This is a genomic window from Cutibacterium sp. LaCa_255 (assembly GCF_057458005.1).
Map to the genome: position 1 here is coordinate 628,894 of NZ_CP190956.1, position 25,626 is coordinate 654,519.

Consider the following 25,626-nt stretch of genomic DNA (forward strand, 5'->3'; position numbering starts at 1 on the left):
AGGACGACATGACTGACGATCGCACCGTCGCAGCCATTGACTGCGGGACGAATTCCATCCGCCTGCTGATTGCCTCGGCCAGCCCCGACGGACATCTCATCGAGCAGACCAGGGATTTGGAGCTGGTCAGACTCGGCCAGGGGGTCGACACCACCGGGGCCTTCCATCCTGACGCACTGGAACGCACGTTCACGGCTTGCCGAGCCTTCGCCCGGGCCATCACCGAACACCACTGCGACGACATTCGCTTCGTCGCGACCTCGGCCGCCCGCGACGTCTCCAACCGGGATGAGTTCTTCGATGGGGTGCGCGAGGCGCTTGGGATCGACGCGGAGGTCATCGCGGGCAGCGAGGAGGCAGGTCTGTCCTTCGCCGGCGCGATGTCGGGGATCGAGGTGAGCGAGGAGCCCGTCCTCGTCATCGACTGTGGCGGAGGCTCCACAGAGCTGGTGCTGGGCCATGGCACCAAGATCGACTCCCAGGTGAGCCTCAACATCGGCTCCGTGCGGCTGCGTGAGCGCTTCCTGCACGACGATCCGCCCACCGCCGAACAAATCGACGAGGCACGCACTTACGTCCGGGAGATGCTCACTGAGTGCCCTGTCGACATGGCCACCGCACACACCGTCGTCGGGGTCGCCGGAACCGTCACGAGTCTTTCAGCGATCAATCAGGGGCTGACGGAGTACGACCGAGCCAAGGTTCACCGTTCGGTGCTGACAGCCGATCAGGTGGCGGGCCTGGCAGACACACTGCTTGCGTCGACGGTCGACGAGGTCGAGCAGATGGGGCCGTTGAAGCGACGCCGTGCCGAGGTTCTCTGCGGCGGTGCTCTTATCATTGATGAGGTGTGCCATCGGACGACGGCGGGGGAACTCGTCGTCTCGGAGACCGATATCCTTGACGGCATGGCGCTGGCGATGCTGGCGCAGGGGAGGTGACCTTCTCCCTGGCCCCCGTAGCCCAACGGCAGAGGCAGACGGCTTAAACCCGTCCCAGTGCGGGTTCGAATCCCGTCGGGGGTACCCGAAGATGCACCAGCTATGCGGTGTGTACGACCCCAGTCGTCGGGGTGGTCCGAATGTCGTCCCGCAGTACGGGGAAGGTTTCACGTCCTCGCGGCGTTGTTTACAGTAGAGGTCACCACGATTTTCACAGGAGGATCCCATGGCCAACCCGGTCTTCAGCCGAGCTGAGGCTTTCCAGCCGCACGGCAATCCCTATGGTCAGCCAGCGTACGCTGGCCAGGGCTACGGGCCGCAGTACGGCATGTCTGGACAGCCCGGTGCCGAGTGGGGGGCTCTGTCACACGACGACATGCACGAGCAGCGCGCTGAGCGTGCGATGACCTTTGACGACGTCTTGGGTCGCACCGGCTTGGTACTGCTTATCATCGCTGCGATCGGCGCCGTGAGCTTCACCTTGATCGGGCCGAACGTCATGGCCAGTGGTGCTGCCCTGTTGGTGGGCTCAATCGCCGCATTCATCACGGCCATGATCGTGAGTACTCGCCGCAAGGTCCCCGTCGGGGGCGTCATCTTCTACTGTCTGTGCGAAGGCCTTGTCCTGGGTACCATGTCGGCCATTTTCGAGGCCATGTACCCGGGAATCGTCGTGCAGGCCGTCCTGGGCACCTTTGCCGCCGCTGGCGTGACCCTGGGCGCCTACAAGTTCTTCAACATCCAGGTGACGCCGCGATTCCGTCAGATCGTCATCATCTCGACCTTCGGCTTTGCCATCGCGATGCTCATCAATATCGTGCTGATGCTCTTCGGGATCCATCTCGGTCTGGCCAGCTTCGGTCCCATCGGCATTCTGTGCTCCGCCGTGGGCGTTGTGCTGGCTGCCATGAACCTCGTGATGGATTTCGACTACGCCGAGCAGGGGGTGCGTAACCAGGCTCCCGTCTCCGAGTCTTGGCGAGCTGCCTTCGGCATCGCCGTGACGATGGTGTGGCTCTATACCGAGATTCTGCGGATCCTCAGCTACTTCCGTTCTGAGTGACGTGAACGTCAGAAGGGGCCCGGTCATGATGACCGGGCCCCCTCGTCATGCTCAGGTACTGGGGACGTCGCGCAGATGGGTCTCGAGGCACATCCGGGTGGCTGCTCCCCAGGACAGTCGACGCCATCGCCACAGAGGAATCCATTGGGCCGACTGGGTGGTGCCGCCGACGTCGATGACATAGGGATCAGTCGGGTCCTCACTCGTTGCCGAGTAGATGATCCGCAGTGCGTGGAAGTCTTCCAACACCCCGGAGGGAGACCGACCAATCCAGTGGTCGGACTGCAAGTCGATGATGCGGTTGAGCCGGACCCGCTGCCCGGATTCCTCCATGACCTCTCGGGTGACGGCTTGAGCTGGGGACTCTCCAGGCTCCAGACCACCACCGGGGAGGGCCCACAGGCCCGGTACGGCGGTACGGGGAGAGCACTCGGTGCCCAGCAGTCCTCGACGCGACCGCACGACGGCGTAGGCGGCGATGCGTTGATAGGGACGAACCGGTTCGCCGGCCTGGCGGTCGTCAGACAGATCCGGCACGCCATCGCGGGTGCGGGGCGGCTGGGAAGTAGATGTTCTGGGGCCGACATGGGCCGTCACGACGATCTCGTCGTCCACCCGATCAGCGGACAAGTACTCCTTGATGACGAGGCCGTGGCGCCACAGTTCAACGTGCGGATTCATACCGTGACGGACGCGGAAGGCATGGGTCTGCCCACTGCCTGGCGTTCCGACCGCAGTAATGAGCACACTTTCATTCAACCACCTTGGTCCTAGGAAGCGGTCCGGCTCCGTGATGAGCTGAATCACGCAGGAGGCTTTTCCGGGCTATTTGAGCTTGTCAGTGACGTCGACGCCCTTGGTGTCGAAGGCCGTCGCGACGCCGTTGATGCTTGTGCGGATGACAGGGACTTCGAGCTTCTTGTCCAAGGAGATGGCCCACGCCATGTCTGACGGCGTTTCACTGGTTCCGGCGGCCGCCCGCTCCATGATGCCGACGAGGACTTCTGGTTTCAGGACGGCGGGGGAGAAGGTCGCAGTGGCATCTCCCTTGCGCTGGATGGCCCATGCCGGCATGTCGGCGGAGCGGGTACGCCGCATGACGATGCCAGACGTCGCGGTGGGGGTGTCGGCCATGACTCCCTTGTCGGGCTGGTAACTGATCTGGCCGACCTCCTTGGCGCCCGCGATGGCGTCGGCCAAGGCCTCCGCCATGCCAGTCGTGGTGGCGAAGTCAATGTGGTTGATAACCGACCCGTTCCGTCGGAAGAACACCGTCTGACTCTCTGGCTTGGTCGACACTGTCATGAGGACGGTGCCCTCGTTGTACTCGACGATCTGCAAGTTCTGGTTCATGTGAGACCCGGAGATCTCAGCTGCCTTGCTGAGGATCTCCGGCATCTTCTCGACGGCGAAGTTGTCAGGGTGGAAGGGCCGCGACGCCGTCTGCGTGCTGTGGGTCGCGGAAGAATCGATCTTCCCGTTCTGCCAGGTCCACACCGTGGGAGAACCGCCAGCCTGGACAGTGATGCTCAGGGCCGTCTTGGTGATGTCCACCTTGGTGACAGGGCCATTGTCCGAGGCCGCTACCAGCTCGTCGATGATCGTTCGGGTGTGGATGCCATCGAGGGGAGATATCGACGGAGTGACCTTTGAGGAGGGGGCGAGAGCAGTACGGCTGGGTTCGTCCGAGGGGGTGGTGGGGGACGACGAGTGACATGCTGCGCACAGACATAGGGCAATCCCGCTGACGACCACGCCGGCAACTCGGCGGATCCCTTTGACTCGAAACGTCACGGGTCGAGTCTATGGGCAGGGGAATAGGGGACTGACGACTACCTTCCGTGGCGACGCAGCTGGGGGTTGGCCTGTCTTGATTTGCGTGGTGGGTGTGGTTGTGGCAGTGTTATCTCTCGGCCCGGCGCCCGGTGGGTGTGGGCTGGTGGAAGTGCTGATGGTCCTGTTGTGGGATTGTTGGTGACACGATTTGACGATTGTTTGAAGAGTGTTTAGGCTTCTGCGGGTTCCCTTGTTGGAGGGGGCTGGGAATGACTGGATGGTTTTCTTGATGGTGATTTCCCTGGTGAATTCCTGGATTTGACATTCAGGGTTGATCCGGTAAAGTTGGTCGGGTCGCTGCTTTTCGGGGTGGTGGCACGGTTTGGCTGGTTTTGCTGGCTGATCTTGATACCGCGGGTTTTGCGGGGTTGGGGTTGGTGTGGTAGGGTCGGTCGGGTCGCCTCGGGGTGGTCCTGCTTGTTGGTGGGGTTGTTCTGGTGGGTGTGATGCTTGAGAACTCAACAGTGTGTCTTTGATAGTCAATGATTTTTTGATGCATCTATCGATGTGTCGGATTTGTTTATGAATTCCTTTGTGATTCTGGACATGGACTGATTTTTTTGGTCAGTGTTTGGGGTTAGTGTTTTGGATTCTCTTGTGACACCGTTGCCTGCATTGTGTGTGTGGGTGGGTGATATTTTTTCATTGGAGAGTTTGATCCTGGCTCAGGACGAACGCTGGCGGCGTGCTTAACACATGCAAGTCGAACGGAAAGGCCCCTTTGGGGGTACTCGAGTGGCGAACGGGTGAGTAACACGTGAGTAACCTGCCCTTGACTTCGGGATAACTTCAGGAAACTGGGGCTAATACCGGATAGGAATCCTTGCTGCATGGTGGGGGTTGGAAAGCTTCGGCGGTTTTGGATGGACTCGCGGCTTATCAGCTTGTTGGTGGGGTAGTGGCTTACCAAGGCTTTGACGGGTAGCCGGCCTGAGAGGGCGACCGGCCACATTGGGACTGAGATACGGCCCAGACTCCTACGGGAGGCAGCAGTGGGGAATATTGCACAATGGGCGGAAGCCTGATGCAGCAACGCCGCGTGCGGGATGACGGCCTTCGGGTTGTAAACCGCTTTCAGCAGGGGCGAAGCTTTTGTGACGGTACCTGCAGAAGAAGCACCGGCTAACTACGTGCCAGCAGCCGCGGTGATACGTAGGGTGCGAGCGTTGTCCGGATTTATTGGGCGTAAAGAGCTCGTAGGTGGTTGATTGCGTCGGAAGTGAAAACTTGGGGCTTAACCCTGAGCGTGCTTTCGATACGGGTTGACTTGAGGAAGGTAGGGGAGAATGGAATTCCTGGTGGAGCGGTGGAATGCGCAGATATCAGGAGGAACACCAGTGGCGAAGGCGGTTCTCTGGACCTTTCCTGACGCTGAGGAGCGAAAGCGTGGGGAGCGAACAGGCTTAGATACCCTGGTAGTCCACGCTGTAAACGGTGGGTACTAGGTGTGGGGTCCATTCCACGGATTCCGTGCCGTAGCTAACGCATTAAGTACCCCGCCTGGGGAGTACGGCCGCAAGGCTAAAACTCAAAGGAATTGACGGGGCCCCGCACAAGCGGCGGAGCATGCGGATTAATTCGATGCAACGCGAAGAACCTTACCTGGGTTTGACATGGACTGGGAGTGCTCAGAGATGGGTACGCCTCCTTGTGGGGCTGGTTCACAGGTGGTGCATGGCTGTCGTCAGCTCGTGTCGTGAGATGTTGGGTTAAGTCCCGCAACGAGCGCAACCCTCGTTCACTGTTGCCAGCACGTTATGGTGGGGACTCAGTGGAGACCGCCGGGGTCAACTCGGAGGAAGGTGGGGATGACGTCAAGTCATCATGCCCCTTATGTCCAGGGCTTCACGCATGCTACAATGGCCGGTACAAAGAGTTGCGAGCCTGTGAGGGTGAGCGAATCTCGGAAAGCCGGTCTCAGTTCGGATTGGGGTCTGCAACTCGACCCTATGAAGTCGGAGTCGCTAGTAATCGCAGATCAGCAACGCTGCGGTGAATACGTTCCCGGGGCTTGTACACACCGCCCGTCAAGTCATGAAAGTCGGTAACACCCGAAGCCGGTGGCCTAACCTGTGTGGGGGAGCCGTCGAAGGTGGGACTGGTAATTAGGACTAAGTCGTAACAAGGTAGCCGTACCGGAAGGTGCGGCTGGATCACCTCCTTTCTAAGGAGCACTTCATTGTAAGGACTCATCATTGCTGTGTGGCTCGTCGTGAGTCGTTGGTGGATGGGTTAGCTTCTTGTGGAACATTGGCGTGTTCATCTTGTGGTGGACGGTCTGAGGCATGCTGTTGGGGTTCTGGGGTATCACACGTGTGTGTGGTGGCCTGGTGCGGTGATGCTGCGTCTGCTGTGTGGTGGGTGTGGTGTTGATTCGTGTGGTGGTTGAGAACTGTATAGTGGATGCGAGCATCTTAATTTTTTGTGTCTTGTGTTGTTGTGCAAGTTGTTAAGTGCGATCGGTGGATGCCTTGGCACCAAGAGCCGATGAAGGACGTTGTAACCTGCGATAAGCCCTGGGGAGTTGGTAAACGAGCTGTGATCCGGGGGTGTCCGAATGGGGAAACCTGGAATGTCCGGAGTAGTGTCCGGTGACCCTGCCCTGAATGTATAGGGGTGTGGGAGGTAACGCGGGGAAGTGAAACATCTTAGTACCCGTAGGAAGAGAAAACAACCGTGATTCCGTGAGTAGTGGCGAGCGAAAGTGGATGAGGCTAAACCGTGTGTGTGTTCAAGCCGGCAGGTGTTGCATGTGCGGGGTTGTGGGGGCCTTTGGGTTCTGCTGCCGCAGGATTGGCCAGTGATAAATGTTGCGTGAAGGTGAAGCGTCTGGGAAGGCGTACCGGAGTGGGTGAGAGTCCCGTAACTGTAAGCGTGGCACTGGTGAGGGTTACCCCAAGTAGCGTGGAACTCGTGGAATTTCGCGTGAATCTGGCGGGACCACCCGTCAAGCCTAAATACTCCTTGGTGACCGATAGTGGATCAGTACCGTGAGGGAATGGTGAAAAGTACCCCGGGAGGGGAGTGAAATAGTACCTGAAACCGGTCGCATACAAGCCGTCAGAGCCTTGTGGGGTGATGGCGTGCCTTTTGAAGAATGAGCCTGCGAGTTAGTGATGCGTGGCGAGGTTAACCTGTGTGGGGGAGTCGTAGCGAAAGCGAGTCCGATAAGGGCGTGAGTCGCGTGTTCTAGACCCGAAGCGGTGTGATCTATCCATGGCCAGGATGAAGCGTCGGTAAGACGTCGTGGAGGTCCGAACCCACTTCAGTTGAAAATGGAGGGGATGAGCTGTGGATAGGGGTGAAAGGCCAATCAAACACCGTGATAGCTGGTTCTCCCCGAAATGCATTTAGGTGCAGCGTTGCGTGGTTCTTGTCGGAGGTAGAGCACTGGATGGTCTAGGGGGCCTATCAGCTTACCGAAATCAGCCAAACTCCGAATGCCGGCAAGTGGAGCGTAGCAGTGAGACGGCGGGGGATAAGCTTCGTCGTCGAGAGGGAAACAGCCCAGATCATCAGCTAAGGCCCCTAAGTGGTAACTCAGTGGAAAAGGATGTGGAGTTGCGCAGACAGCCAGGAGGTTGGCTTGGAAGCAGCCATCCTTGAAAGAGTGCGTAATAGCTCACTGGTCAAGTGATTCCGCGCCGACAATGTAGCGGGGCTTAAGTTATCCGCCGAAGCTGTGGCAAGCCCGTGAGGGTTTGGGTAGGGGAGCGTCCTGTGCGAGGTGAAGCTGCCGGGTGACCGTGTGGTGGATTGTGCGGGAGTGAGAATGCAGGCATGAGTAGCGAATGACGGGTGGAAAACCCGTCCGCCGATTATCCAAGGGTTCCAGGGTCAAGTTAATCTGCCCTGGGTGAGTCGGGACCTAAGGCGAGGCCGACAGGCGTAGTCGATGGATAACCAGTTGATATTCTGGTACCGGCTTGTCACCGTCCGTGTCGAGGTGTGTGATGCTAAGCGTGCGAGCCTGCCTCCGCGACATCGTTGATGTGGTGGTGGTGTGGTGAGTGTGTGAACCGATCATGTAGTAGGCAAGCTGCGGAGGGACGCAGGGAGGTAGCTCATCCCCGGCGATGGTTGTCCGGGGCTAAATGTGTGGACCGTCTGGTAGGTAAATCCGCCAGGGTTGTGGTTGAGGCATGATGGCGAGCCCACAGGAAGTGGGTGAGTGAGTGATCCTGTACTGTCGAGAAAATCTTCGTGAGCGAGGTGGCTGGTCCGCCCGTACCCTAAACCGACACTGGTGGATAGGTAGAGTATACCGAGGCGATCGAGATCATCATGGTGAAGGAACTCGGCAAAATGCCCCCGTAACTTCGGGATAAGGGGGACCTGAACCGTCAAGGCTTTTACAGTTGGTAGCGGTGAGGGGCGCAGAGACCAGGGGGAAACGACTGTTTACCAAAAACACAGGTCCGTGCGAAGTCGTAAGACGATGTATACGGACTGACTCCTGCCCGGTGCTGGAAGGTTAAGGGGAACTGTTAGCGTTGGCGAAGCGGTGAACTTAAGCCCCAGTAAACGGCGGTGGTAACTATAACCATCCTAAGGTAGCGAAATTCCTTGTCGGGTAAGTTCCGACCTGCACGAATGGAGTAACGATTTCCCTACTGTCTCCACCATGAACTCGGTGAAATTGCATTACGAGTAAAGATGCTCGTTACGCGCAGCAGGACGGAAAGACCCCGGGACCTTTACTATAGTTTGGTATTGGTGATTGGGACGACTTGTGTAGGATAGGTGGGAGACTGTGAAACGGCCACGCCAGTGGTTGTGGAGTCATTGTTGAAATACCACTCTGGTCGTTCTGGTTATCTAACTTTGGGCCGTGATCCGGTTCAGGGACAGTGCCTGATGGGTAGTTTGACTGGGGCGGTCGCCTCCTAAAAGGTAACGGAGGCGCCCAAAGGTTCCCTCATCCTGGTTGGTAATCAGGTGTTGAGTGTAAGTGCACAAGGGGGCTTGACTGTGAGACTGACAGGTCGAGCAGGGACGAAAGTCGGGACTAGTGATCTGACGGTGGCTTGTGGACGCGCCGTCACTCAACGGATAAAAGGTACCCCGGGGATAACAGGCTGATCTTGCCCGAGCGCTCATAGCGACGGCATGGTTTGGCACCTCGATGTCGGCTCGTCGCATCCTGGGGCTGGAGTCGGTCCCAAGGGTTGGGCTGTTCGCCCATTAAAGCGGCACGCGAGCTGGGTTCAGAACGTCGTGAGACAGTTCGGTCCCTATCCGCTGCGCGCGGAGGAATCTTGAGAAGGGCTGTCCTTAGTACGAGAGGACCGGGACGGACTGACCTCTGGTGTGCCAGTTGTTCTGCCAAGAGCATGGCTGGTTGGCTACGTCGGGTTGTGATAACCGCTGAAAGCATCTAAGCGGGAAGCACGCTTCAAGATGAGGGTTCCTGCAGATGAATCTGGTAAGGTCTCCGGTAGACGACCGGGTTGATAGGCCAGGCGTGGACGCATCGTAAGGTGTGGAGCTGACTGGTACTAATAGACCGAGGACTTACAAACACACACTTTCACGTCCAATAAGAATTTTGATGATCGCATCCACTGTACGGCTCCCAGCCCCCACGCGGGGGGTTGCGCCAAGCCTGACTGGCCCCATAGTTTTTCCGGTGGCCTTGGCGGAAGGGAAACACCCGGTCCCATACCGAACCCGGTAGTTAAGCCTTCCAGCGCCGATGGTACTGCACGAGGGATCGTGTGGGAGAGTAGGACGCCGCCGGAATCTTATTTGTGTGCGTGTGGAGACAAGGATCATCCTTGTCTCCACACGCTTTTTCTGTATACCCGCATCACTACTGGTACATGTCGACATGTACCGGCAGTGATGCGTTGGGTGGACGTTGATTCAGTGTGGTGGGGATACTGCTGGGTTGCCGTCGACATGGAGCATTGTCAGGTGGTTGTTCTCGCTGGAGACTTCGACGAATCCAGCCTTGCGATAAATCGTCATGGCTGGTTCATTCGCAGCGTCGACGCTGAGGCTCACGGAATGGATGCTATGACGCCGGCATTCGTCGAGGAGGCTGTCCAAGAGGTACCTGCCGTGGCCCTGACCACGTCGCTGAGGAGAAATGGCGATGGTCAGTTCTGGAATACCCGGGGCGACGAAACCATAACCGGGATCGGAGGCCGGCAGGTCACGCAACCAGACAGCCCCGATGGGGGAGCCAGCGACGAGGCAGATCATCCCGATCTGGTCTGGGGTCCAGCCGTCGATGTAGTGGGCGATGGCTGGATTGGTTCGGCATTCCTTGATGTCGAGTGGTTCCGATACCCCGCCGACCGCATGCCGCAGCACATGGACCATGAACGGCAGGTCGGCTGTGGTTGCGCGTCGTGTTATGGCCATGGTGTCAGGGTATCGACCGGTGACGACGGTCCTTGACCCAGCTGCAAAAATGGATTCGTGGTGACGAGTGCGAAGCGAATACGAGGTAGGAGGATTCCCCGACGCTCTGCCCCTCGCGTCTTTGCCAGAGCGTGTTTGACGATCCACTCCGTTCTGCCGTTCCCGCTGTCAGGGCTCCCCGTCACCTTCATCGGCTACTGCATCATCAACGGGCTCGGGTTCCTCATCGACATGAGCCTGTTAGCCGTTTTCTTTCGCGGCGTCGGACTGCCGTACCCAATTTCGGTATCGCTGGGATACGGATTGTCGGCCATCTACTCCTTCTTCGTCAATAGGTGGCTGAATTTTCAGTCTCATGGCGATCTGGGTCGTCAGAGCGGTCGTTACGTCATCACGATGGTGACCAATTACGTCTGTCTCACCCTGGGATTCTCGTCCCTTTTGGAGCACATAGGGGTCCATTTCGAACTTGCTCGCTTCACCGCTGCGTGTGTTGAGGGGCTTTACGTCTATTTCATGTTGAGCCTTTGGGTGTTCCCGAAGTCTGGTAGGCGGCAATTGGCGTAACTAGTGCCCCGTGTTTGAAGTTGTTGGACGGTTGGCTTTGGTGAGGATTTCGTTGGCGGTTTTGGTCCAGACGAAGGGGTGGCAGCGGTCGTTCCAGCCGTTGACGAAGGCCCGGATCTTCGCGTTGAGGTCCTTGACCGACGGGAACACTCCGCGGCGGATGGCTTGCTTGTCGATGATCCCGAACCAGACCTCGACCAGGTTCAGCCATGAGCCGCTGGTGGGGGTGAAGTGGACGTGGATCCGCGGGTTGGCGGCGAGCCAGTCACGGACCTCGACGCGTTTGTGGGTGGCGTAGTTGTCCATCACCAAGTGCAGCTGCTGGTCGGGATAGGCACGGGCGACTTGCTTCAAGAACGCCAGGAACTCTTGGTGTCGGTGGCGGGGTTTGCAGGCACCGGTCACGTGCCCGGTGGCGATGTCCAACGCCGCGAACAAGGTGGTCGTGCCGTGGCGCACGTAGTCATGGGTGCGACGCTCGATCTGGGTGGGCTGCATCGGCAAGGTCTTCTGGGTGCGGTCCAGGGCCTGGATCTGGGACTTCTCGTCCACGCACAACACCACAGCATTCTCCGGTGGCGCCAGATAGAGCCCGACGACGTCGGTGACCTTGGCCACCAACTCAGGGTCAGTGGAGAACTTGAACGTGCCGCTGCGCCACGGCTGGACCCCGTATTCGCGCCATGCACGGGCGATCGTCGCATTCCCCACCCCCAGATGAGCAGCGAGCAGCCGGCTCGACCAGTGCGTCACCCCGTACTTCTTCGGCGGGGGCTTCAATGTCGTGGCCACGATCTGGCGGTGGTCCAGCTGCCGGGGCCTGCCCGAGCGGGGCGCATCGGCCAACCCGGCCATGCCCCGCTCGCCATAACGACGCCGCCAGGCCAGCACCGTGTTCTTCGACACCTGTAGCTGCTCGGCGATCCGGTCGTTCGCAACGCCGTCCGCGGCAGCGAGCACGATCCTGGCCCGCAGCACCGCACCCGCCTCCGCCGTTCGCGACCGCGTCAACGACTCCAGACGCTCACGATCACCCACACGAAGACCCAACGCCGGGGCAGGAGAATTGGCCATGACCGATTCTCCCAAACCACAACCATTTCAAGAACTAACGACACGCCGCACTAGCCGTGTCCTGCATCCTTTGAGGTTCTGACGGTGGCATAGTGGGCGGGTCAACTTACGGAAGAAGTGGAGTATGTCTGACTTATCGAGCGCATCAGTGCCGGCCCAGCCGTCAGGGTCATCAGTACGTGAATTGACGCTCCGGGGCATCATCCTCGGCGGCCTCATGACGTTGGTTTTCACCGCGGCGAACGTATATCTCGGCCTCAAGGTCGGCCTGACCTTCGCCACGTCAATTCCGGCCGCTGTCATCTCGATGGCCGTGTTGCGCCACTTTAAGGGACACTCCGTCGCAGAGAACAACATCGTCCAGACGATTGCCTCTGCTGCTGGAACCCTTTCGGCAATCATCTTCGTGCTACCCGGCCTCATCATGGTCGGTTGGTGGACGGGATTCCCGTACTGGACCACCCTCGCGATCTGCTTGGTGGGCGGCATCCTCGGCGTCATGTATTCCATCCCGCTGCGACGAGCTCTTGTCACCGGATCCGATCTTCCTTACCCGGAGGGCGTCGCTGGTGCTGAGGTCCTCAAGGTTGGTGACTCCGCCGGAACAACCGACGCCAACAAGGTGGGCCTACGCGTCATCATCGTCGGCTCCTTGGTGTCGGCCGGGTATGCGCTGCTGTCCGACCTCAAGCTGGTGAAGTCAGCCCTCACCAAGCTGTTCAAGGTAGGCAACAGCAGTGGCTCGATGGTTGGCGTCAGCATGTCGATGGCCCTCATCGGCGTTGGTCATCTCGTCGGTATCGCCGTCGCCGCAGCCATGCTCGTCGGCATCATCATCTCCTACGGAGCGATACTGCCATGGAGAGTCTCCGGCAAGGTTGGCGGCAACCTCGACGTCATCCAGGAGGTCTTCACCAGTGACGTGCGCTTCGTCGGCGCCGGCGCGATTGGTGTGGCGGCCATCTGGACTCTCATCAAGGTCATCGGCCCCATCACCAAGGGCATCCGCGACTCCGTTCGCTCCTCCAAGACCCGTCACAAGGGCGGCGAGGTTCCGCTGACCGAGCGTGACCTGCCGGTGTCGGTCGTCCTGACCGTCGTACTGCTCTCCATGGTCCCGATCGGTTTCATGCTGTGGGGTTTTGCCCGCGACATGGTGGTCTCGAAGTCCATGACCGGCGTCATCATCGTCAGTCTGGTCTTCATCCTGCTCGTCGGCCTGGCCGTTGCGTCCGTCTGTGGCTACATGGCTGGCCTCATTGGTGCGTCGAACAGCCCGATCTCCGGTGTCGGCATCCTCGTCGTCCTGGTGGCCGCTCTGCTCATCAAGCTCACCTACGGTGCCGTTGGTGGCGACGAGACCGTCAAATTGGTGGCCTACACCCTGTTCACGGCGTCGATCGTCTTCGGTATCGCGACGATCTCGAATGACAACCTCCAGGACCTCAAGACCGGCCAGCTGGTCGGATCCACACCGTGGAAACAGCAGGTCGCCCTCATCATTGGCGTCGTCTTCGGATCGGCGATCATCCCGCCCGTCATGCAGCTCATGCAGACCGCCTTCGGATTCCAGGGTGCCCCGGGCGCCGGACCGAACGCTCTGCAGGCCCCGCAGGCCACTCTCATCTCGTTCTTGGCCACCGGCGTCTTCGGCGGCTCCCTGGACTGGGGCCTGATGGGAATTGGCGCACTGGTCGGCATTGGCGTCATCATCGTCGACGAGATTCTCACCCACACCTCCAAGAAGTTCTCACTTCCCCCGCTGGCTGTCGGCATGGGCATGTACCTGCCGATGACCCTGTCGCTGACCATCCCGATCGGGGCTGGCCTCGGTTGGCTGTTCGACAAATGGGCTGCCCGCACCGATGGCGACGTCGAGGGCAAGAAGCGGACCGGCATCCTGTTGGCCACCGGACTCATCGTCGGTGAATCCATTTTCGGCGTCATCTATGCGGCGCTCATCGCTGCCGCGGGCTCCGAGGACGCCATCGCCATTGCTCCGGAGTCGTGGGACAGTGGTGCTGGAATCGTCGGCATGATCATTTTCGTGGCTGCCATTGCGATTCTGTACCAGTGGACCAAGCGCGAGGCGCGTGAGCGTGTCGAGGCCTGATCCGGAAAGACGTCTGGGGTCACCGGGATTGTCCGGTGGCCCCTGTGCCTTTCCATGACGGCGTCATCGTGTGCGTCGCACCAACCGGATGAGTCCTTCTGCCGAGAACATCACGACGGCCACCCAGACCAGGGAGAACCCGACCCAGCGCTGCCAAGGCATCTGCTCACCGAAGAGGAACAGCCCGACCAAGAACTGCAGGAGCGGTGAGATGTACTGCAGGATTCCTAGCGTCGTCAGGCTGATGCGGGAGGCCGCGAAGGCGAACATCAACAGGGGAACAGCGGTCAGGATGCCGGCGCTCACCAACAGCAGGCTGTAGGAGCCGGTGAAGGTGGATTTCCCCTGGGCAACGCCCCACCCGATGTACACCAGGGCCAGAGGAGTGGTCGCCAGGGTTTCGACAATGAGCCCGACAGCGGGTTTCACCGCCACTCCGAGCACTTTCTTGACCAGGCCGTAGAGTCCGAAACTCATCGCCAGCCCCAGCGAGATGAGGGGTGTGGAGGAATGCCCCACCATGAGGACGACGACGGCGACGATGCCGATTCCGAAAGCCATCCATTGGGCCGGACTGAGTCGTTCCCGCAGGACCAGCACACCCAGCAAGGCCGAGACGAGGGGGTTGATAAAGTACCCCATCGCGGCGTCAAGGGTGTGACCGGCATTGACGGACCAGACGTAGAGGGTCCAGTTGATCAGGACCAGGTGGCCGGCCAGCACGAGACCCCACAGACTGCGGCGGTCGTGGGCTAGGGCGGCGAGCCGATGCTAACCCTTCCCTATCGTCAGCAGGATGGCGCAGAAGGCGAAGGACCACACCACGCGGTGGGCGATGATCTCGAAGGCTCCTGAACGCTCCAGCAACCGGAAGTAAAGGGGGAAGAATCCCCACATGAGGTAGAGGGCGATACCGGTCGTCAGTCCTCGTCTTGCCTCGATGTCGTTATGCACCCGGGGATCATGTCACGGTCACCGGGTGCATGCGCACATCTGCCGCAGGGCGGACGTCAGGGAAGTTGAGCCAGCTCCTCGTCGGTTAGGGAAAGATCGACGGCCTTGAAGGAGTCAAGGATCGTTTCCGAGCGGTGGGACCCCGGGATCGGGATGACGTGATCGCCCTGGGCCAGCTCCCACGCCAGAATGACTTGGGCCCGACTGACTCCACGGGCATCAGCGACGCGCTGGAAGGCGGCGAAGGCGTCCTCCTCGAGGGGACGACGGTAACCGCCAAGCGGGCTCCACGCGACGAATGCCAGGTCGAGCTCACCGCAGAGCTCCACCTCGGGCCGCGAGGACAGGAAGCCGGGGGAGAACTGGTTCTGCACGGCCACCAGACGATCGCCGAGAATGTTCTGGGCCATCCGGATCTGGTCGGGGTTGGCGTTCGAGATGCCAGCGGTTCGGGCTAAACCGTCGTCGAGGATGCCCGCCAGGGTCCTCACCATCTTCTCGTACTCGACCTTCGGGTCGGGACGGTGCAGGTAGAGCAGGTCGATCTGGTCCGTGTGCAGGGCGTCGGCCGAGAGCTTGGCGTCACGGCGTAGCCGCTTCGGGGATCCGTCGACGTCCCAGATGGCCTCACCGGCGTCATTGAAGCAGCGGAAGTGGCCAACCTTGGTGGCCACCGAGATCGTCGAGCGGTCACCATTCCAGGATTCCAGGGCATCAGCGACGAGCTTCTCGCCGTACTGCTCCTCGCCGCCGGACTCGTAGTAGGCCCATGCGGTGTCGATGTGGGTGCACCCGGCGTCCAGGACGTCATGGAGGACCTTGATCGCGGTCTCGCGGTCCGGGCGACCTTCGATCGACAACGGCATCGATCCGTAAGCGATGGCAGAGGTTCGGAAGGGTCCAATCTTGCGGTACTTCATGTGTTCAATCCTCCTCAGGGGGTGGTCATGTCCATCATGCCCGCGCGAGGCACACCCCGGTTGCGTGGACAGGGCAGTAGCCGAAGGGATTGTCCTCGAGGTACTGCTGATGCTCGGCCTCAGCCAGGAAGAACTCCACGCCGTTGGCCATCGAGATCGTCGTCGTGATCTCCCCGTACCCGGCATCGAGCAGGTTGGCCTGGAAGGACCCCCTGAGGGTGGTGGCCGTCATGAACTGCTCGGTGGTGGTGCACCAGATCGCCGAGCGGTACTGGGTACCGACGTCGTTGCCCTGACGCATCCCCTGGGTGGGGTCGTGGTTCTCCATGAAGAGGGTGAGGATCTCCTCGGTGGAGATTCTGGTCGGGTCGTAGGTGACCCGGACGGTTTCGGCGTGCCCAGTGCGTCCGGTACACACCTCCCGGTAGGTGGGGTTGGGAGTGAAACCGCCCATGTAACCAACGGCGGTTTGCAGCACCCCGTCATAGTTCCAGAACAGCTTCTCGGCTCCCCAGAAACACCCCATGGCCAGGTAAATCGTCTCGGAGCCGGGGAAGGAGCGGTCGAGCCGGTCCCCAGTTACGCGGTGGAAGAACGGCATTTCCAATACTGGGGTTCGGCCTCCGGGCAAGGCGTTGTCGGGTGAGACCATCTCGTTCTTGTTCATGCGTCCCTTTCCTCACGACGTCGACACGGGTGTAACGGACATCGGCTCGGATCAATTCCTGTTATCTCAATGTGTGGTCCATGATCTGGTCCCACCTCATCACCATGTGAGACTGGGGGTCAAAGTTCACCGGTGGAAAGGATCAAGATGTCTGACCCCGCGCAGCCTGGCGCGACCGTTGCAGGTGACGGAAACACCATTGGAAAGCCCCAGCGGCGTGAGAGTTTCACCGGTCGGGGAGCCTTCCTCATCGCTGCGATTGGTTCCGCCGTCGGGCTGGGAAATATCTGGAGGTTCCCCTACGTCGCCTACAGCAATGGTGGCGGAGCCTTCATCGTGCCCTACCTGATCGCCCTGCTCACCGCCGGTATCCCGCTGCTCTTCCTCGACTATGCCGTCGGACACAAGTTCCGTGGCTCGCCGCCCATGGCCTTGCGTCGTCTCAACAAGCACACGGAGGCTATCGGATGGTGGCAGACCCTCATCTGTTGGGTGATCGTCATCTACTACGCCGCCATCATCGCCTGGGCCATTCGCTATGTCGGATTCTCGGTGACGAAGGCTTGGGGGGACGACCCCGAGGGATTCCTCACAGGCAGCTTCCTGCACGTGGCCAGCAACGTTGACGTCGAATTCCACTTCGTGCCCGGAGTCTTCTGGCCGTTGCTGATCCTGTGGCTCGTCGTGTTGGCCATCATGGCCACCGGCGTCGAGAAGGGCATCACCCGCGCCTCGTGGGTCTTCATGCCGATGCTCGCGGTGATGTTCATCGCACTGGTCATCGTCGCCCTCACCCTGGACGGCGCATCGACTGGCCTTGACGCCCTGTTCACCCCGGCGTGGAATGCGTTGGGGAACTACCAGGTGTGGATGGCCGCCTACGGCCAGATCTTCTTCTCCCTGTCAGTGGGATTCGGCATCATGGTGACCTATGCCTCCTACCTCAAGCCGAAGTCTGACCTGACAGGTTCCGGCCTGGTCGTCGGGTTCGCCAACTCCTCATTCGAGATCCTGGCCGGCCTCGGCGTCTTCGCCGCCCTGGGCTTCATGGCAACTGCTTCCGGCAAGCCGGTGAGCGAGGTCGCTGGCTCGGGTATCGGCCTGGCCTTCATCGCCTTCCCGCAGATCATCAGCCAGGCGGGTGCTGTCGGACCGATCATGGGCGTGCTCTTCTTCGTCTCCCTGGTCTTCGCAGGAATCACGTCGATGATCAGCCTGCTGGAGGTCGTCATCGCAGCCTTCCGCGAGAAGACCGGCATGCACCGAGTTGCCGCAACCTGGGTCGTCGGTGGAGTGACGGCCGTGGCGTCGATCATCCTCTTCCCGACGACGACTGGCCTCAACCTGCTCGACGTTACCGACCACTTCATCAACAACATCGGCATCGTTGGCGTTGCCCTGCTGGCCTGCCTCGTCATCACCTGGGCACTGCGCAAGCTCCCGGTGCTGCGCGACCACCTCAACGAGTACTCCTCGTTCAAGGTCAACAAGGTGTGGATGGCCCTGGTCGGCGTCGTTGCCCCGCTGGTCCTGCTAGGCCTGTGGATCACCGAGATCGCCACCGTCTCCAGCAAGGGCTACGGCGGAATGCCCGGCAATTTCGTCGGAATCTTCGGATGGGGAATGTCGATCCTCGTCGTCGTGCTGGCAATCGTGCTGTCCCTCATCCCGTGGCCGAACCGCTCGGCCATTCACCACGAGCTCACTCACGAGGAAGAGCTCGCCCGGGCGAATGCCCAGGCATCCCAGGAAGGAGCGCTGTCATGAGTGGATCCGCCATCGTCATGATGATCATCGCCATGGTCACGGTGTGGGGCGGATTGGCCGCATCGGCCTTCTCCCTGTTCCGTCATCCCGAGCAGGACTGACATACAGCCGGCATGAGGGGCCGGCCCGATCAGTGGGAGGACAGGTCCCAGTCGATCGGGTCGGCCCCCTGCTCTACCAGCAAGTCGTTGGTGCGGCTGAAGGGTCGGGACCCGAAGAAGCCGTATCGGGCTGACATGGGTGAGGGGTGCGAGGACTTGACGATCGGAACCCCGCCCAGCATGGGCTCCAGGGATTGCGCGTCGCGGCCCCACAGAATGGCCACCAGCGGGCCGCCACGTGCCACGAGGGCTTCGATGGCGGTCTGGGTGACCTCCTCCCATCCCTTGCCGCGATGTGAGGCGGGTCGACCAGGCTGGACGGTGAGGCACCTGTTGAGGAGCAACACCCCCTGCTCGAACCAGCCGGTGAGATCGCCATGTTCACAAGGGGAAATTCCCAGGTCGGACTGCAATTCGGCGTAGATGTTCTGCAAGGACCGGGGCAACGGACGCACGTCGCGCTCCACCGAGAAACTCAGGCCCACGGGGTGGCCTGGGGTGGGGTAGGGGTCCTGACCGACGATGAGCACTCGAACATCCGCCATGGGACGGGAAAAAGCGCGCAGAATGCGATCCCCGTGAGGCAGGAACCCTCGTCCGGCAGCTGTCTCGGCTCGCAGGAAGTCCCCCATCTCATGGATGCGTGGCTCCACCTCCGCCAACGCCTCTGCCCAGTCGGGGGCGGTCAGTTCGGCAAGAGGACGAGCTACCACGGTGACCTCCAAATGGATACATACGGATGACGTGCTAGACGCTACCCTGTGAACACGCGTTCCGGGGCCTCGGCCCCGCCCCACAATTCCGGAAGGAAGCCATGAAGCTATTCGGCTCGGGCACGAAGACCACAGATTCGACACCGGTTCCCTCGCGTGCCGACGCCGACGGTGAGGCGATCGACACCGCTCCTGACCAGGTGGTCGCATCAACTCCCCAGCCCATCACGGCGACGGTCGCCCCCGCCGAAGACGTTCCCAGCGGTGTCCGTACTGCGGCTGGATGGTGCTGGCGGCTCATCGTCATCGCAGCCTTCATCTACGGGCTCTACCAGGTGCTTCACGCTGCGTCCGAGGTGTCAGTGCCCGTCGCGGTGGCCCTCATGCTGACGGCAGCCATGTGGCCGCTGGCTAACTGGTTGTCGCGCCATCACATCCACCGTGGCATCGCCTCGGGAATCTGCCTGCTGCTGCTCATCATCCTGGTCGGCGGCGTATTCACCCTCGTCGGCGCCCAGATCGCGATGCAGTGGCGGGAACTGGGCAACCAGGCGGTTGCCAGTTTCAAGCAGGCGCTGGCGTGGCTGGCCAACAGTCCTTTGCACACCGACAAGGCCCAACTCAATGACCTCATGCACAAGGCCGAGGCTGCCATGGCCGGATCCCAGGGACGCATTGCCTCGACCGCAGCTGCCGCTGGAACCCAGATCGGTCGTTTCGCAGCGGGGCTCGTCCTGGCCCTCTTCGCCACTTTCTTCTTCGTGTACGAGGGAGACAAGCTGGCTGAGAAGTCGGCGGTCCTCATCCCACGTGAGCATCGCGCCAAAATCCTTGACGCTGCCAAGCGCGGCTGGGTCGCCCTGGTGGCCTATGTGCGAGCCGCCGTCATCGTCGCCTTCGTGGACGGCCTGGGAGCCGGCATCGGCGCGGCCATCATTGGCTCATCCATGTCGGTCGCGATCGGTGCCCTGACCTTCATCCTCGCATTCGTGCCGATCGTCGGCGCGCTGACGTCCGGCGTCGTCGCGGTTGGTGTGGTGCTGGTGACCCTGGGCTTCTTCAAGGCCGTCATCATGCTGATCGTCTTCGTCGCCGTCATGCAGATCGAAGGACACGTCCTGCAACCCTTCCTGCTAGGTAAGGCAGTCTCGATCCACCCGCTCATCGTGCTGGTCGGTATCGCTGTCGGCGCCATCATCTCCGGTATCGTGGGCGCCCTGTTCGCCATCCCGATCGTCGCTTTCGGCGTCGCCTTCATCAAGGCCCTGAGCCCCGAGACCCCGACAGAGGAGGTTCCTCCAAGTCAGGACGACCTCGCTGCCGAACACGCGTGAGTTGGGTTCACCCGTAAAGTTGATGTTATGAGCGCTGATATCACCGCCATCCTCGAGGACCTTGCTGCCGGGAGGATCGACACCGCCGAGGCCAACCGCCGTATCGCTGATGCACGGGGGCAGGAGCAGCCCGCACCCGGGAGCCAGAGCGGCCCCGCCGAAGGGGCCGGCCCCCGCCGCGGGGCATCCGGGGACGAGACTTCCGGGGGCGACAAGGGCCCTCTGGCCGGCTTCGCCATCCCTCCAGAAGCCAAGGAGGGGCTCCGCTCGGCCTGGCGCGTGGTGTCCGGGGTGGCAGAGAGTGTCGGTGAGACAGTCGCCTCGACGATGTCGCCCGGACCGCGTCGCGCCAGCGGCGAGAGCGAACCGCAGAAGCACGTCGACGTCGCGAGCGATCTGGATCGCGTCCGTCTGAACTGCACTGGACGTCGCATCCGTCTCATCGGGGACCGCTCGGTCTCCGGCCTGCAGATCGAGGGCAAGCACACCCGCAGGCGCGTCGGAGGAGTCGTTGAGGTCGGTATTGACGGTCACCTCGCCCCTGATCTGGGGGTCCTCAAGAGGTTTCGACTCCCGGCCGACATGGACGGGGTCAAGGATCTTGGTCTGGGTCGGGAAGTGACGGTTCGTGTGCATCCCGATCTGCCCGTTGACATCGAGCTGTCGGGTGGCTCGTTGCGTGCCACTGGCGTGGAGCACCTCGGGAGGGTGCGTGTCACCGCTGGCGTCACTGAGATCGAAGGCGTCCACCAGCTGGAGGACGGTCTCTTCCAGGCCGGAAATGGCACCATCACCGGATGCATCGACAGCGGTCGCTCCCAGATCCGCGTCGAGTCGGGCAATCTGCTGGTCAAGCTGGCCAAAGGATCTAACGTCTCGGTTCGTGGCAAGGCCCAGACCGGCATGATCTCCTGGCCCGAAGGCGGAGATGTCGACGAGTACGTCATGGGTGACGGGGCGGCCCGTCTTGGCCTCACCTGCTTGGTCGGGAGGATCGCAGTTCGCGCGATGTGAGCCTGCGACAAAATGTGATGAGGGCGGGGTGCCATGGCACCCCGCCCTCATCACATTTGTGAAAGCGTGTCACTCCTGGAACGGCTCGACGTCAAGGATCGTCACCTTGATCGTCTTGCCATTGGGAGCCTTGTACTCGGTCGATTCTCCCTTGGAATGGCCCAGAACGGCACCACCAAGGGGGGACTGCGGGGAGTAGACGGAGATGTCGACGGAATCGTCGAGCCCCATCACCTGCCGCGATCCCAGCAGGAAGGTGTCAGTGTCGGACTTGTCGTCGAAGTAGCAGACGGTCACCTTGGAACCGGGCACGACCTCGTCCGGAGTGGACGGGGCTTCGCCCACCTCAGCGTTACGCAGCATCTGCTCCAACTGACGGATGCGGGCCTCGGCCTGCCCCTGCTCCTCCCGGGCAGCGTGGTAGCCGCCGTTCTCGGAAAGGTCGCCTTCGGAACGAGCGTCGGCAATCTTGTTGGAAATGATGGTGCGGCCCTCACCCTTGAGGTACGCGAGCTCTTGAGTGAGCTTGTCGAAGGCCTCTTGGGTCAGCCACACAGTGTCTTGGGACTCAGGCATTTGTTCATCCTACCGCGTTGTCACCCGACGGGCCCGCACTTCTCCAGCTCAGCGGTGACAGCACGCGAGAAGGTCTTGACACTGGTGTGGATCGTCTCGTCCTTTGACGAGCTTGCCGGGAACGTCACCGTCGTCTCCCCGACGCGCACGTGGTCAGCACCGGTGGCGACCAGGATGCAGGAACCCTCGACGGAGGGGTCGGGGCGATGCAGGTTGATCGTGACGTTGACGCGGGTGTCGGATATCGCTTGGTATCCGTGCAAGCTCGCCCGGATCGGCTGCTCGGCATGATGGAGTCCTGCCCACACCGTCCATCCGACGAGGACGGCAGCCAGCACCAGGATGAGGATCACCCACGGGGTTCGACACTGTTTGGGGTAGCGTTTCGCGATGCGTTCGCGGTCCGCATCAGTGAGGACGGGATCCTGGCTGCTGGTCGGGGTTGGCACGTGACCCATTGTGCCCTAGGGCGTAGGCTGTCAGCATGACAGTTCTTGCAGCCCAGCTTGTGAGCACCGGCCTCGCCAACTTCCTGTGCTGCCTAGCACTTGCTGTCTTCGGTGTCGTCGCGTGGATCAGCATCCGACGCAACATCCGTGGCATCGACTTCGACGAGGTGCCCTGCGGTCCTGCCCTCAAGGAGAGCCACCAGGAGGATGCCAAGGGGTCCACGACGGATTCGACGGAGCACTGACGTTCCGCCCAGGGGCCACTTGGCTCAGTACGGGGTTGTGCTCGTAGGCTGACCACCATGCCCAACCACCTTGGTGAGTCCACCAGCCCATATCTGCTCCAACACGCCGCGAACCCCGTCGACTGGTTCCCGTGGGGAGAGGAAGCATTCGCCGAAGCACGGCGTCGCGACGTGCCGGTCATGGTCTCGGTGGGCTACTCGAGCTGCCACTGGTGCCACGTCATGGCCTTCGAGTCCTTCTCCGATCCAGAAGTGGCTGAGGTCGTCAACGCCAATGTCGTGGCCGTCAAGGTCGATCGCGAGGAGCGTCCAGAGGTTGACGCCGCGCTGATGCAGGTGACCTTGGCGATGACTGGCCAGGGTGGCTGGCCCAACACCGTCTTCCTGACTCCTGACGGCAAGCCCTTCTTCGCCGGCACCTATTTCCCGTCGGTGCGCCGGGGTGGTCAGCCCGCCTTCGTGGAGCTGGTCGAGGCCCTCGGCGGTGCATGGCGAGAGCGTCGCGATGAGGTGGTGTCCTCGGCCGAGGCCATCGTCGAGCATCTGCGTCCCATCGAGAAGGTCCCTGACACCCCGCGTCCGGTCGCCGGTGAGCTCATTGACGCCGTGGGAGCGGACTACGACATCGTGCATGGCGGCTTCGGAGGACCGACGAAGTTCCCGAACGCCACCCTGCTGGACGCCCTGTTGGTCAAGGGAGACCCGACCAGCCTCGATATGGCGCAGAACACGTGTGAGCACCTGGTGCGCGGCGGCATCTTCGACCAGGTCGGTGGCGGGTTCCACCGGTACTCCACGGATTCCCAGTGGGTGGTGCCCCACTTCGAGAAGATGCTTTACGACAATGCCCTGCTGTTGGGGACGATGGCTCGGTGCTGGCGTCGTACCGCCGATCACGACCCGGATCGTCGAGATCTCTACTCCCATGCCGCCCGTCGCACCGTGTCCTGGCTCAACCGGGAGATGCAGCTGCCGAACGGCCTGTACGCCGCCGGTCTTGATGCCGATTCCGACGACGCAGCCGGCCACACCCGGGAGGGGATCTACTACCTGTGGAACCAGGATCTCATCACGGACGCCCTGGGATCCGAGGAGACCGAGTGGCTGCGTCCACTGGTGCATCTGGAGCCCTTCGACGAGAACGGTCTGGGTACCCTCCAGCTGCGCGGACGGGTCGAGTGGGAGCGCATCAACGCCCACATGGACACCCTGCTGGAGGCTCGTGATCGTCGTAGCGCTCCTGCTCGCGACGAGAAGGCCATCACGGCGTGGAACGCCATGCTCATCGACGGGCTCGTCGAGGCCGGAATGATCCTGCGCGAGTGGTCCTGGGTAAGGCAGGCTCGCGATCTGGCCCAGGCGCTGTGGACGGCCCATTGGAGTGACGGTGACCTGCTGCGCACCTCCTTCCACGATCGTCCGGGAGCCCCGGCGGTCTGCGAGGACTACGCGTGGGTTGGCCTGTCCTTCGCCGGTCTGGCCGGTGCTACGGGGGAGTCGGTGTGGTGTGACCGTGCTGTCGACGTGCTTGACCAGGCGGTGACGCGGTTTGGTGCTCCCGATGGGAGCTTCCTGGACGCTGAAGAGTCGGACCTGCTGACGGTGACGGCCCACACCCTGACCGACGATGCCTGTCCCAGCGCAACGGCCTCCATGGTGATGGCCCTGCGTCGGGTGGGGCTCATGGCTGAGCGTGACGACTTCGTCAGCCGTGCGGACGAGGCTTCCGCCGCCTTGCTGCCGGTGGTGGCGTCTACTCCGCGCTTCGCGGGGTGGGCACTGGCCGACTTCCTCATCGCCGATGAGGCCCGTCGGGGTCTCAAGCCGGCTGGTGTCGTCATCGCTGACACTCAGGAGGAGCCCACGGATCTGGCCGCAGCAGCGTGGCGCATGGCTCCGGCCGGGTCGGCCATCATGCGTCGAGTTGGTGAGGGATCCGGGTTCGGTACATGGTTCGAGGATCGCGCCCCGCGCGACGGTCAGCCGATGTGTTGGGTGTGCCGTGGCACGGTGTGCTTCGAGCCGGTGACCGAATACCTGGAGCTCAAGGACCCGCTCTGGCGGCGAGCTTGAGATCGTGCACCCGGTAGGTCAGCGGCCGTAGCGTCGCTCCCGCTGGGTGAAGGAGCGGAGGGCCCGCAGGAAGTCGACCTTGCGGAAGTCGGGCCACAATGCCTCGCAGAAGTAGAACTCGGAGTGGGCACTCTGCCACATGAGGAAGCCCGACAGTCGCTGCTCGCCCGAGGTGCGGATGATGAGATCTGGATCGGGTTGGCCGCGGGTGTAGAGGTGGTCCTCGATCTGGTCGATCTCGAGGGTCTCCGCTAGATCGGCCAGGCTGGTGCCCTTCTCGGCCTCCTCGGCAAGTAGTGAGCGGACGGCGTCGCGCAGCTCGTGACGACCGCCATAAGCCACCGCGACGTTGATGTGCATGCCGACGTGGTCGGCCGAGTTGCGACCGGCGCGGCAGAGGGACTCGGCCATCTCGGCGGGTAGCAGATCGAGGTCTCCGACGGCCTGGACCCGCCAGCGTGGATTCTCTGCCAGGGAGCCGACGAGGGACTCGATGACCTTGAGGAGGGGTCCAAGTTCGCCGGTTTCCGCGCGTTGCAGGTTGTCGGTCGACAGCACCCACAGTGTGATGATCGGGATACCGACGGCGTCGCACCAGGCGCAGAACTCTCGGAGGCGATCCGCGCCCGCCTCGTAACCGGCCACCAAGGGCTGTCCAGGTGCGTTGAGACGAGCCCAACGACGGTTGCCGTCAGCCAGTACGGCGACGTGCTGGGGCAGACGACTGCGATCGAGCTGGTCGAGCAGTCGCGCTTCGTAGGTGGTGTACAGCAGTCCGGACGGGTGCATGCGGTCGAGGGTCTCACTGACCTTCGACAGACGGTTGTCCAGGCTGCTCATGGGTCCAGAT

At 61.6% G+C, this 25,626-nt stretch carries 22 protein-coding genes, 1 tRNA gene and 3 rRNA genes; 14 read left to right on the plus strand and 12 right to left on the minus strand.

Annotation, left to right across the window (positions count from 1 at the left end):
- The first annotated feature begins 8 nt into the window (after nt 1–8).
- From ACP8ML_RS02835 to ACP8ML_RS02845, 3 genes are all read left to right on the plus strand, one after another.
- Nucleotides 9–941, plus strand: a complete 933-nt coding sequence (locus ACP8ML_RS02835) for a Ppx/GppA phosphatase family protein (RefSeq protein ID WP_117188732.1) — start codon at nt 9–11, stop codon at nt 939–941.
- Between the two features lie 11 nt (nt 942–952).
- Nucleotides 953–1,025 (plus strand) — tRNA-Leu (locus ACP8ML_RS02840).
- Between the two features lie 142 nt (nt 1,026–1,167).
- Entirely contained in the window at nt 1,168–2,004 is an 837-nt protein-coding gene (locus tag ACP8ML_RS02845; RefSeq protein WP_065673629.1) for a Bax inhibitor-1/YccA family protein, read from the plus strand.
- Between the two features lie 51 nt (nt 2,005–2,055).
- Here ACP8ML_RS02845 and ACP8ML_RS02850 read toward each other — a convergent pair whose 3' ends face one another.
- On the minus strand, nt 2,056–2,685 hold the full coding sequence (locus tag ACP8ML_RS02850; RefSeq protein WP_171023518.1) for an NUDIX hydrolase: 630 nt from the start codon (nt 2,683–2,685) through the stop codon (nt 2,056–2,058).
- Between the two features lie 144 nt (nt 2,686–2,829).
- On the minus strand, nt 2,830–3,639 hold the full coding sequence (locus ACP8ML_RS02855; RefSeq protein ID WP_065673646.1) for a hypothetical protein: 810 nt from the start codon (nt 3,637–3,639) through the stop codon (nt 2,830–2,832).
- 843 nt (nt 3,640–4,482) lie between these two features.
- Here ACP8ML_RS02855 and ACP8ML_RS02860 point away from each other — a divergent pair.
- From ACP8ML_RS02860 to rrf, 3 genes are all read left to right on the plus strand, one after another.
- Nucleotides 4,483–6,004, plus strand: a 16S ribosomal RNA gene (locus ACP8ML_RS02860).
- Between the two features lie 275 nt (nt 6,005–6,279).
- A 23S ribosomal RNA gene (locus ACP8ML_RS02865) occupies nt 6,280–9,362 on the plus strand.
- 103 nt (nt 9,363–9,465) lie between these two features.
- Nucleotides 9,466–9,582: ribosomal RNA gene (rrf, locus tag ACP8ML_RS02870) — 5S ribosomal RNA — on the plus strand.
- The 16S, 23S and 5S rRNA genes sit together here, the layout of an rRNA operon.
- A 123-nt stretch (nt 9,583–9,705) precedes the next feature.
- On the opposite strand, the gene ACP8ML_RS02875 is transcribed toward rrf, so the two are convergent.
- Nucleotides 9,706–10,209: a GNAT family N-acetyltransferase gene (locus ACP8ML_RS02875; protein WP_065673905.1), complete on the minus strand. Its 504-nt coding sequence runs from the start codon at nt 10,207–10,209 to the stop codon at nt 9,706–9,708.
- Nucleotides 10,210–10,344: 135 nt separating this feature from the next.
- Between ACP8ML_RS02875 and ACP8ML_RS02880 the strand changes: the two genes are divergently transcribed.
- Nucleotides 10,345–10,776 carry a GtrA family protein gene (locus ACP8ML_RS02880; protein ID WP_065673904.1) on the plus strand — a complete coding sequence of 144 codons (432 nt, stop codon included), beginning with the start codon at nt 10,345–10,347 and terminating at the stop codon, nt 10,774–10,776.
- Here ACP8ML_RS02880 and ACP8ML_RS02885 read toward each other — a convergent pair whose 3' ends face one another.
- Nucleotides 10,777–11,850: an IS630 family transposase gene (locus ACP8ML_RS02885; protein ID WP_081314554.1), complete on the minus strand. Its 1,074-nt coding sequence runs from the start codon at nt 11,848–11,850 to the stop codon at nt 10,777–10,779.
- Between the two features lie 184 nt (nt 11,851–12,034).
- On the opposite strand from ACP8ML_RS02885, the gene ACP8ML_RS02890 reads away from it, so the two are divergent.
- Nucleotides 12,035–13,963: an OPT family oligopeptide transporter gene (locus ACP8ML_RS02890; RefSeq protein WP_171048545.1), complete on the plus strand. Its 1,929-nt coding sequence runs from the start codon at nt 12,035–12,037 to the stop codon at nt 13,961–13,963.
- 63 nt (nt 13,964–14,026) lie between these two features.
- Here ACP8ML_RS02890 and rarD read toward each other — a convergent pair whose 3' ends face one another.
- From rarD to msrA, 4 genes are read right to left on the minus strand one after another with little or no spacing between them, the layout of a single operon-like run.
- Nucleotides 14,027–14,698 carry an EamA family transporter RarD gene (gene rarD, locus ACP8ML_RS02895; protein WP_283240437.1) on the minus strand — a complete coding sequence of 224 codons (672 nt, stop codon included), beginning with the start codon at nt 14,696–14,698 and terminating at the stop codon, nt 14,027–14,029.
- 36 nt (nt 14,699–14,734) lie between these two features.
- Nucleotides 14,735–14,917, minus strand: a complete 183-nt coding sequence (locus tag ACP8ML_RS02900; protein ID WP_249361176.1) for a hypothetical protein — start codon at nt 14,915–14,917, stop codon at nt 14,735–14,737.
- 56 nt (nt 14,918–14,973) lie between these two features.
- The gene (locus ACP8ML_RS02905; protein ID WP_117188474.1) at nt 14,974–15,837 is read right to left on the minus strand and encodes an aldo/keto reductase; all 864 of its coding nucleotides are present in this window, start codon (nt 15,835–15,837) and stop codon (nt 14,974–14,976) included.
- A gap of 34 nt (nt 15,838–15,871) precedes the next feature.
- Nucleotides 15,872–16,504: a peptide-methionine (S)-S-oxide reductase MsrA gene (gene msrA, locus ACP8ML_RS02910; RefSeq protein WP_016667128.1), complete on the minus strand. Its 633-nt coding sequence runs from the start codon at nt 16,502–16,504 to the stop codon at nt 15,872–15,874.
- Between the two features lie 147 nt (nt 16,505–16,651).
- Here msrA and ACP8ML_RS02915 point away from each other — a divergent pair, with 147 nt between their 5' ends.
- Both ACP8ML_RS02915 and ACP8ML_RS02920 read left to right on the plus strand, forming a co-directional pair.
- Nucleotides 16,652–18,271 carry a sodium-dependent transporter gene (locus ACP8ML_RS02915; RefSeq protein ID WP_016667129.1) on the plus strand — a complete coding sequence of 540 codons (1,620 nt, stop codon included), beginning with the start codon at nt 16,652–16,654 and terminating at the stop codon, nt 18,269–18,271.
- On the plus strand, nt 18,268–18,372 hold the full coding sequence (locus ACP8ML_RS02920; protein WP_081302696.1) for a methionine/alanine import family NSS transporter small subunit: 105 nt from the start codon (nt 18,268–18,270) through the stop codon (nt 18,370–18,372). Before ACP8ML_RS02915 ends, ACP8ML_RS02920 begins: the two co-directional genes overlap by 4 nt.
- Before the next feature lie 29 nt (nt 18,373–18,401).
- Here ACP8ML_RS02920 and ACP8ML_RS02925 read toward each other — a convergent pair whose 3' ends face one another.
- Complete coding sequence (locus ACP8ML_RS02925) at nt 18,402–19,085, minus strand: uracil-DNA glycosylase (RefSeq protein ID WP_069101750.1); 684 nt, start codon at nt 19,083–19,085, stop codon at nt 18,402–18,404.
- Between the two features lie 101 nt (nt 19,086–19,186).
- On the opposite strand from ACP8ML_RS02925, the gene ACP8ML_RS02930 reads away from it, so the two are divergent.
- The gene (locus ACP8ML_RS02930; protein ID WP_171048528.1) at nt 19,187–20,419 is read left to right on the plus strand and encodes an AI-2E family transporter; all 1,233 of its coding nucleotides are present in this window, start codon (nt 19,187–19,189) and stop codon (nt 20,417–20,419) included.
- Nucleotides 20,420–20,446: 27 nt separating this feature from the next.
- Nucleotides 20,447–21,433: a hypothetical protein gene (locus ACP8ML_RS02935; RefSeq protein WP_065673700.1), complete on the plus strand. Its 987-nt coding sequence runs from the start codon at nt 20,447–20,449 to the stop codon at nt 21,431–21,433.
- Between the two features lie 69 nt (nt 21,434–21,502).
- Here the strand turns inward: ACP8ML_RS02935 and greA are convergent, their stop codons facing one another.
- Both greA and ACP8ML_RS02945 read right to left on the minus strand, forming a co-directional pair.
- Complete coding sequence (gene greA / locus ACP8ML_RS02940; protein WP_004812019.1) at nt 21,503–22,009, minus strand: transcription elongation factor GreA; 507 nt, start codon at nt 22,007–22,009, stop codon at nt 21,503–21,505.
- Nucleotides 22,010–22,029: 20 nt separating this feature from the next.
- Nucleotides 22,030–22,467 carry a DUF4307 domain-containing protein gene (locus ACP8ML_RS02945; protein WP_065673701.1) on the minus strand — a complete coding sequence of 146 codons (438 nt, stop codon included), beginning with the start codon at nt 22,465–22,467 and terminating at the stop codon, nt 22,030–22,032.
- Between the two features lie 26 nt (nt 22,468–22,493).
- Here ACP8ML_RS02945 and ACP8ML_RS02950 point away from each other — a divergent pair, with 26 nt between their 5' ends.
- Both ACP8ML_RS02950 and ACP8ML_RS02955 read left to right on the plus strand, forming a co-directional pair.
- Nucleotides 22,494–22,703, plus strand: a complete 210-nt coding sequence (locus ACP8ML_RS02950; RefSeq protein ID WP_016667140.1) for a hypothetical protein — start codon at nt 22,494–22,496, stop codon at nt 22,701–22,703.
- Nucleotides 22,704–22,760: 57 nt separating this feature from the next.
- Nucleotides 22,761–24,776 carry a thioredoxin domain-containing protein gene (locus ACP8ML_RS02955; protein WP_065673702.1) on the plus strand — a complete coding sequence of 672 codons (2,016 nt, stop codon included), beginning with the start codon at nt 22,761–22,763 and terminating at the stop codon, nt 24,774–24,776.
- A gap of 18 nt (nt 24,777–24,794) precedes the next feature.
- On the opposite strand, the gene uppS is transcribed toward ACP8ML_RS02955, so the two are convergent.
- Nucleotides 24,795–25,616 (minus strand): polyprenyl diphosphate synthase, encoded by an 822-nt coding sequence (uppS, locus tag ACP8ML_RS02960; protein WP_016667142.1) that lies wholly within the window; start codon nt 25,614–25,616, stop codon nt 24,795–24,797.
- Between the last annotated feature and the right edge of the window lie 10 nt (nt 25,617–25,626).

Bases quoted from the DNA above. Each gene is read 5' to 3' on its own strand.
- ACP8ML_RS02930 (WP_171048528.1), top strand. From the start codon at position 19,187: ATGAAGCTATTCGGCTCGGGCACGAAGACCACAGATTCGACACCGGTT.
- ACP8ML_RS02915 (WP_016667129.1), top strand. From the start codon at position 16,652: ATGTCTGACCCCGCGCAGCCTGGCGCGACCGTTGCAGGTGACGGAAAC.
- ACP8ML_RS02920 (WP_081302696.1), top strand. From the start codon at position 18,268: ATGAGTGGATCCGCCATCGTCATGATGATCATCGCCATGGTCACGGTG.
- ACP8ML_RS02950 (WP_016667140.1), top strand. From the start codon at position 22,494: ATGACAGTTCTTGCAGCCCAGCTTGTGAGCACCGGCCTCGCCAACTTC.
- greA (WP_004812019.1), bottom strand. From the start codon at position 22,009: ATGCCTGAGTCCCAAGACACTGTGTGGCTGACCCAAGAGGCCTTCGAC.
- ACP8ML_RS02835 (WP_117188732.1), top strand. From the start codon at position 9: ATGACTGACGATCGCACCGTCGCAGCCATTGACTGCGGGACGAATTCC.
- ACP8ML_RS02935 (WP_065673700.1), top strand. From the start codon at position 20,447: ATGAGCGCTGATATCACCGCCATCCTCGAGGACCTTGCTGCCGGGAGG.
- ACP8ML_RS02945 (WP_065673701.1), bottom strand. From the start codon at position 22,467: ATGGGTCACGTGCCAACCCCGACCAGCAGCCAGGATCCCGTCCTCACT.
- ACP8ML_RS02845 (WP_065673629.1), top strand. From the start codon at position 1,168: ATGGCCAACCCGGTCTTCAGCCGAGCTGAGGCTTTCCAGCCGCACGGC.
- ACP8ML_RS02850 (WP_171023518.1), bottom strand. From the start codon at position 2,685: ATGAATCCGCACGTTGAACTGTGGCGCCACGGCCTCGTCATCAAGGAG.
- msrA (WP_016667128.1), bottom strand. From the start codon at position 16,504: ATGAACAAGAACGAGATGGTCTCACCCGACAACGCCTTGCCCGGAGGC.
- ACP8ML_RS02885 (WP_081314554.1), bottom strand. From the start codon at position 11,850: ATGGCCAATTCTCCTGCCCCGGCGTTGGGTCTTCGTGTGGGTGATCGT.
- ACP8ML_RS02955 (WP_065673702.1), top strand. From the start codon at position 22,761: ATGCCCAACCACCTTGGTGAGTCCACCAGCCCATATCTGCTCCAACAC.
- ACP8ML_RS02875 (WP_065673905.1), bottom strand. From the start codon at position 10,209: ATGGCCATAACACGACGCGCAACCACAGCCGACCTGCCGTTCATGGTC.
- uppS (WP_016667142.1), bottom strand. From the start codon at position 25,616: ATGAGCAGCCTGGACAACCGTCTGTCGAAGGTCAGTGAGACCCTCGAC.
- ACP8ML_RS02905 (WP_117188474.1), bottom strand. From the start codon at position 15,837: ATGAAGTACCGCAAGATTGGACCCTTCCGAACCTCTGCCATCGCTTAC.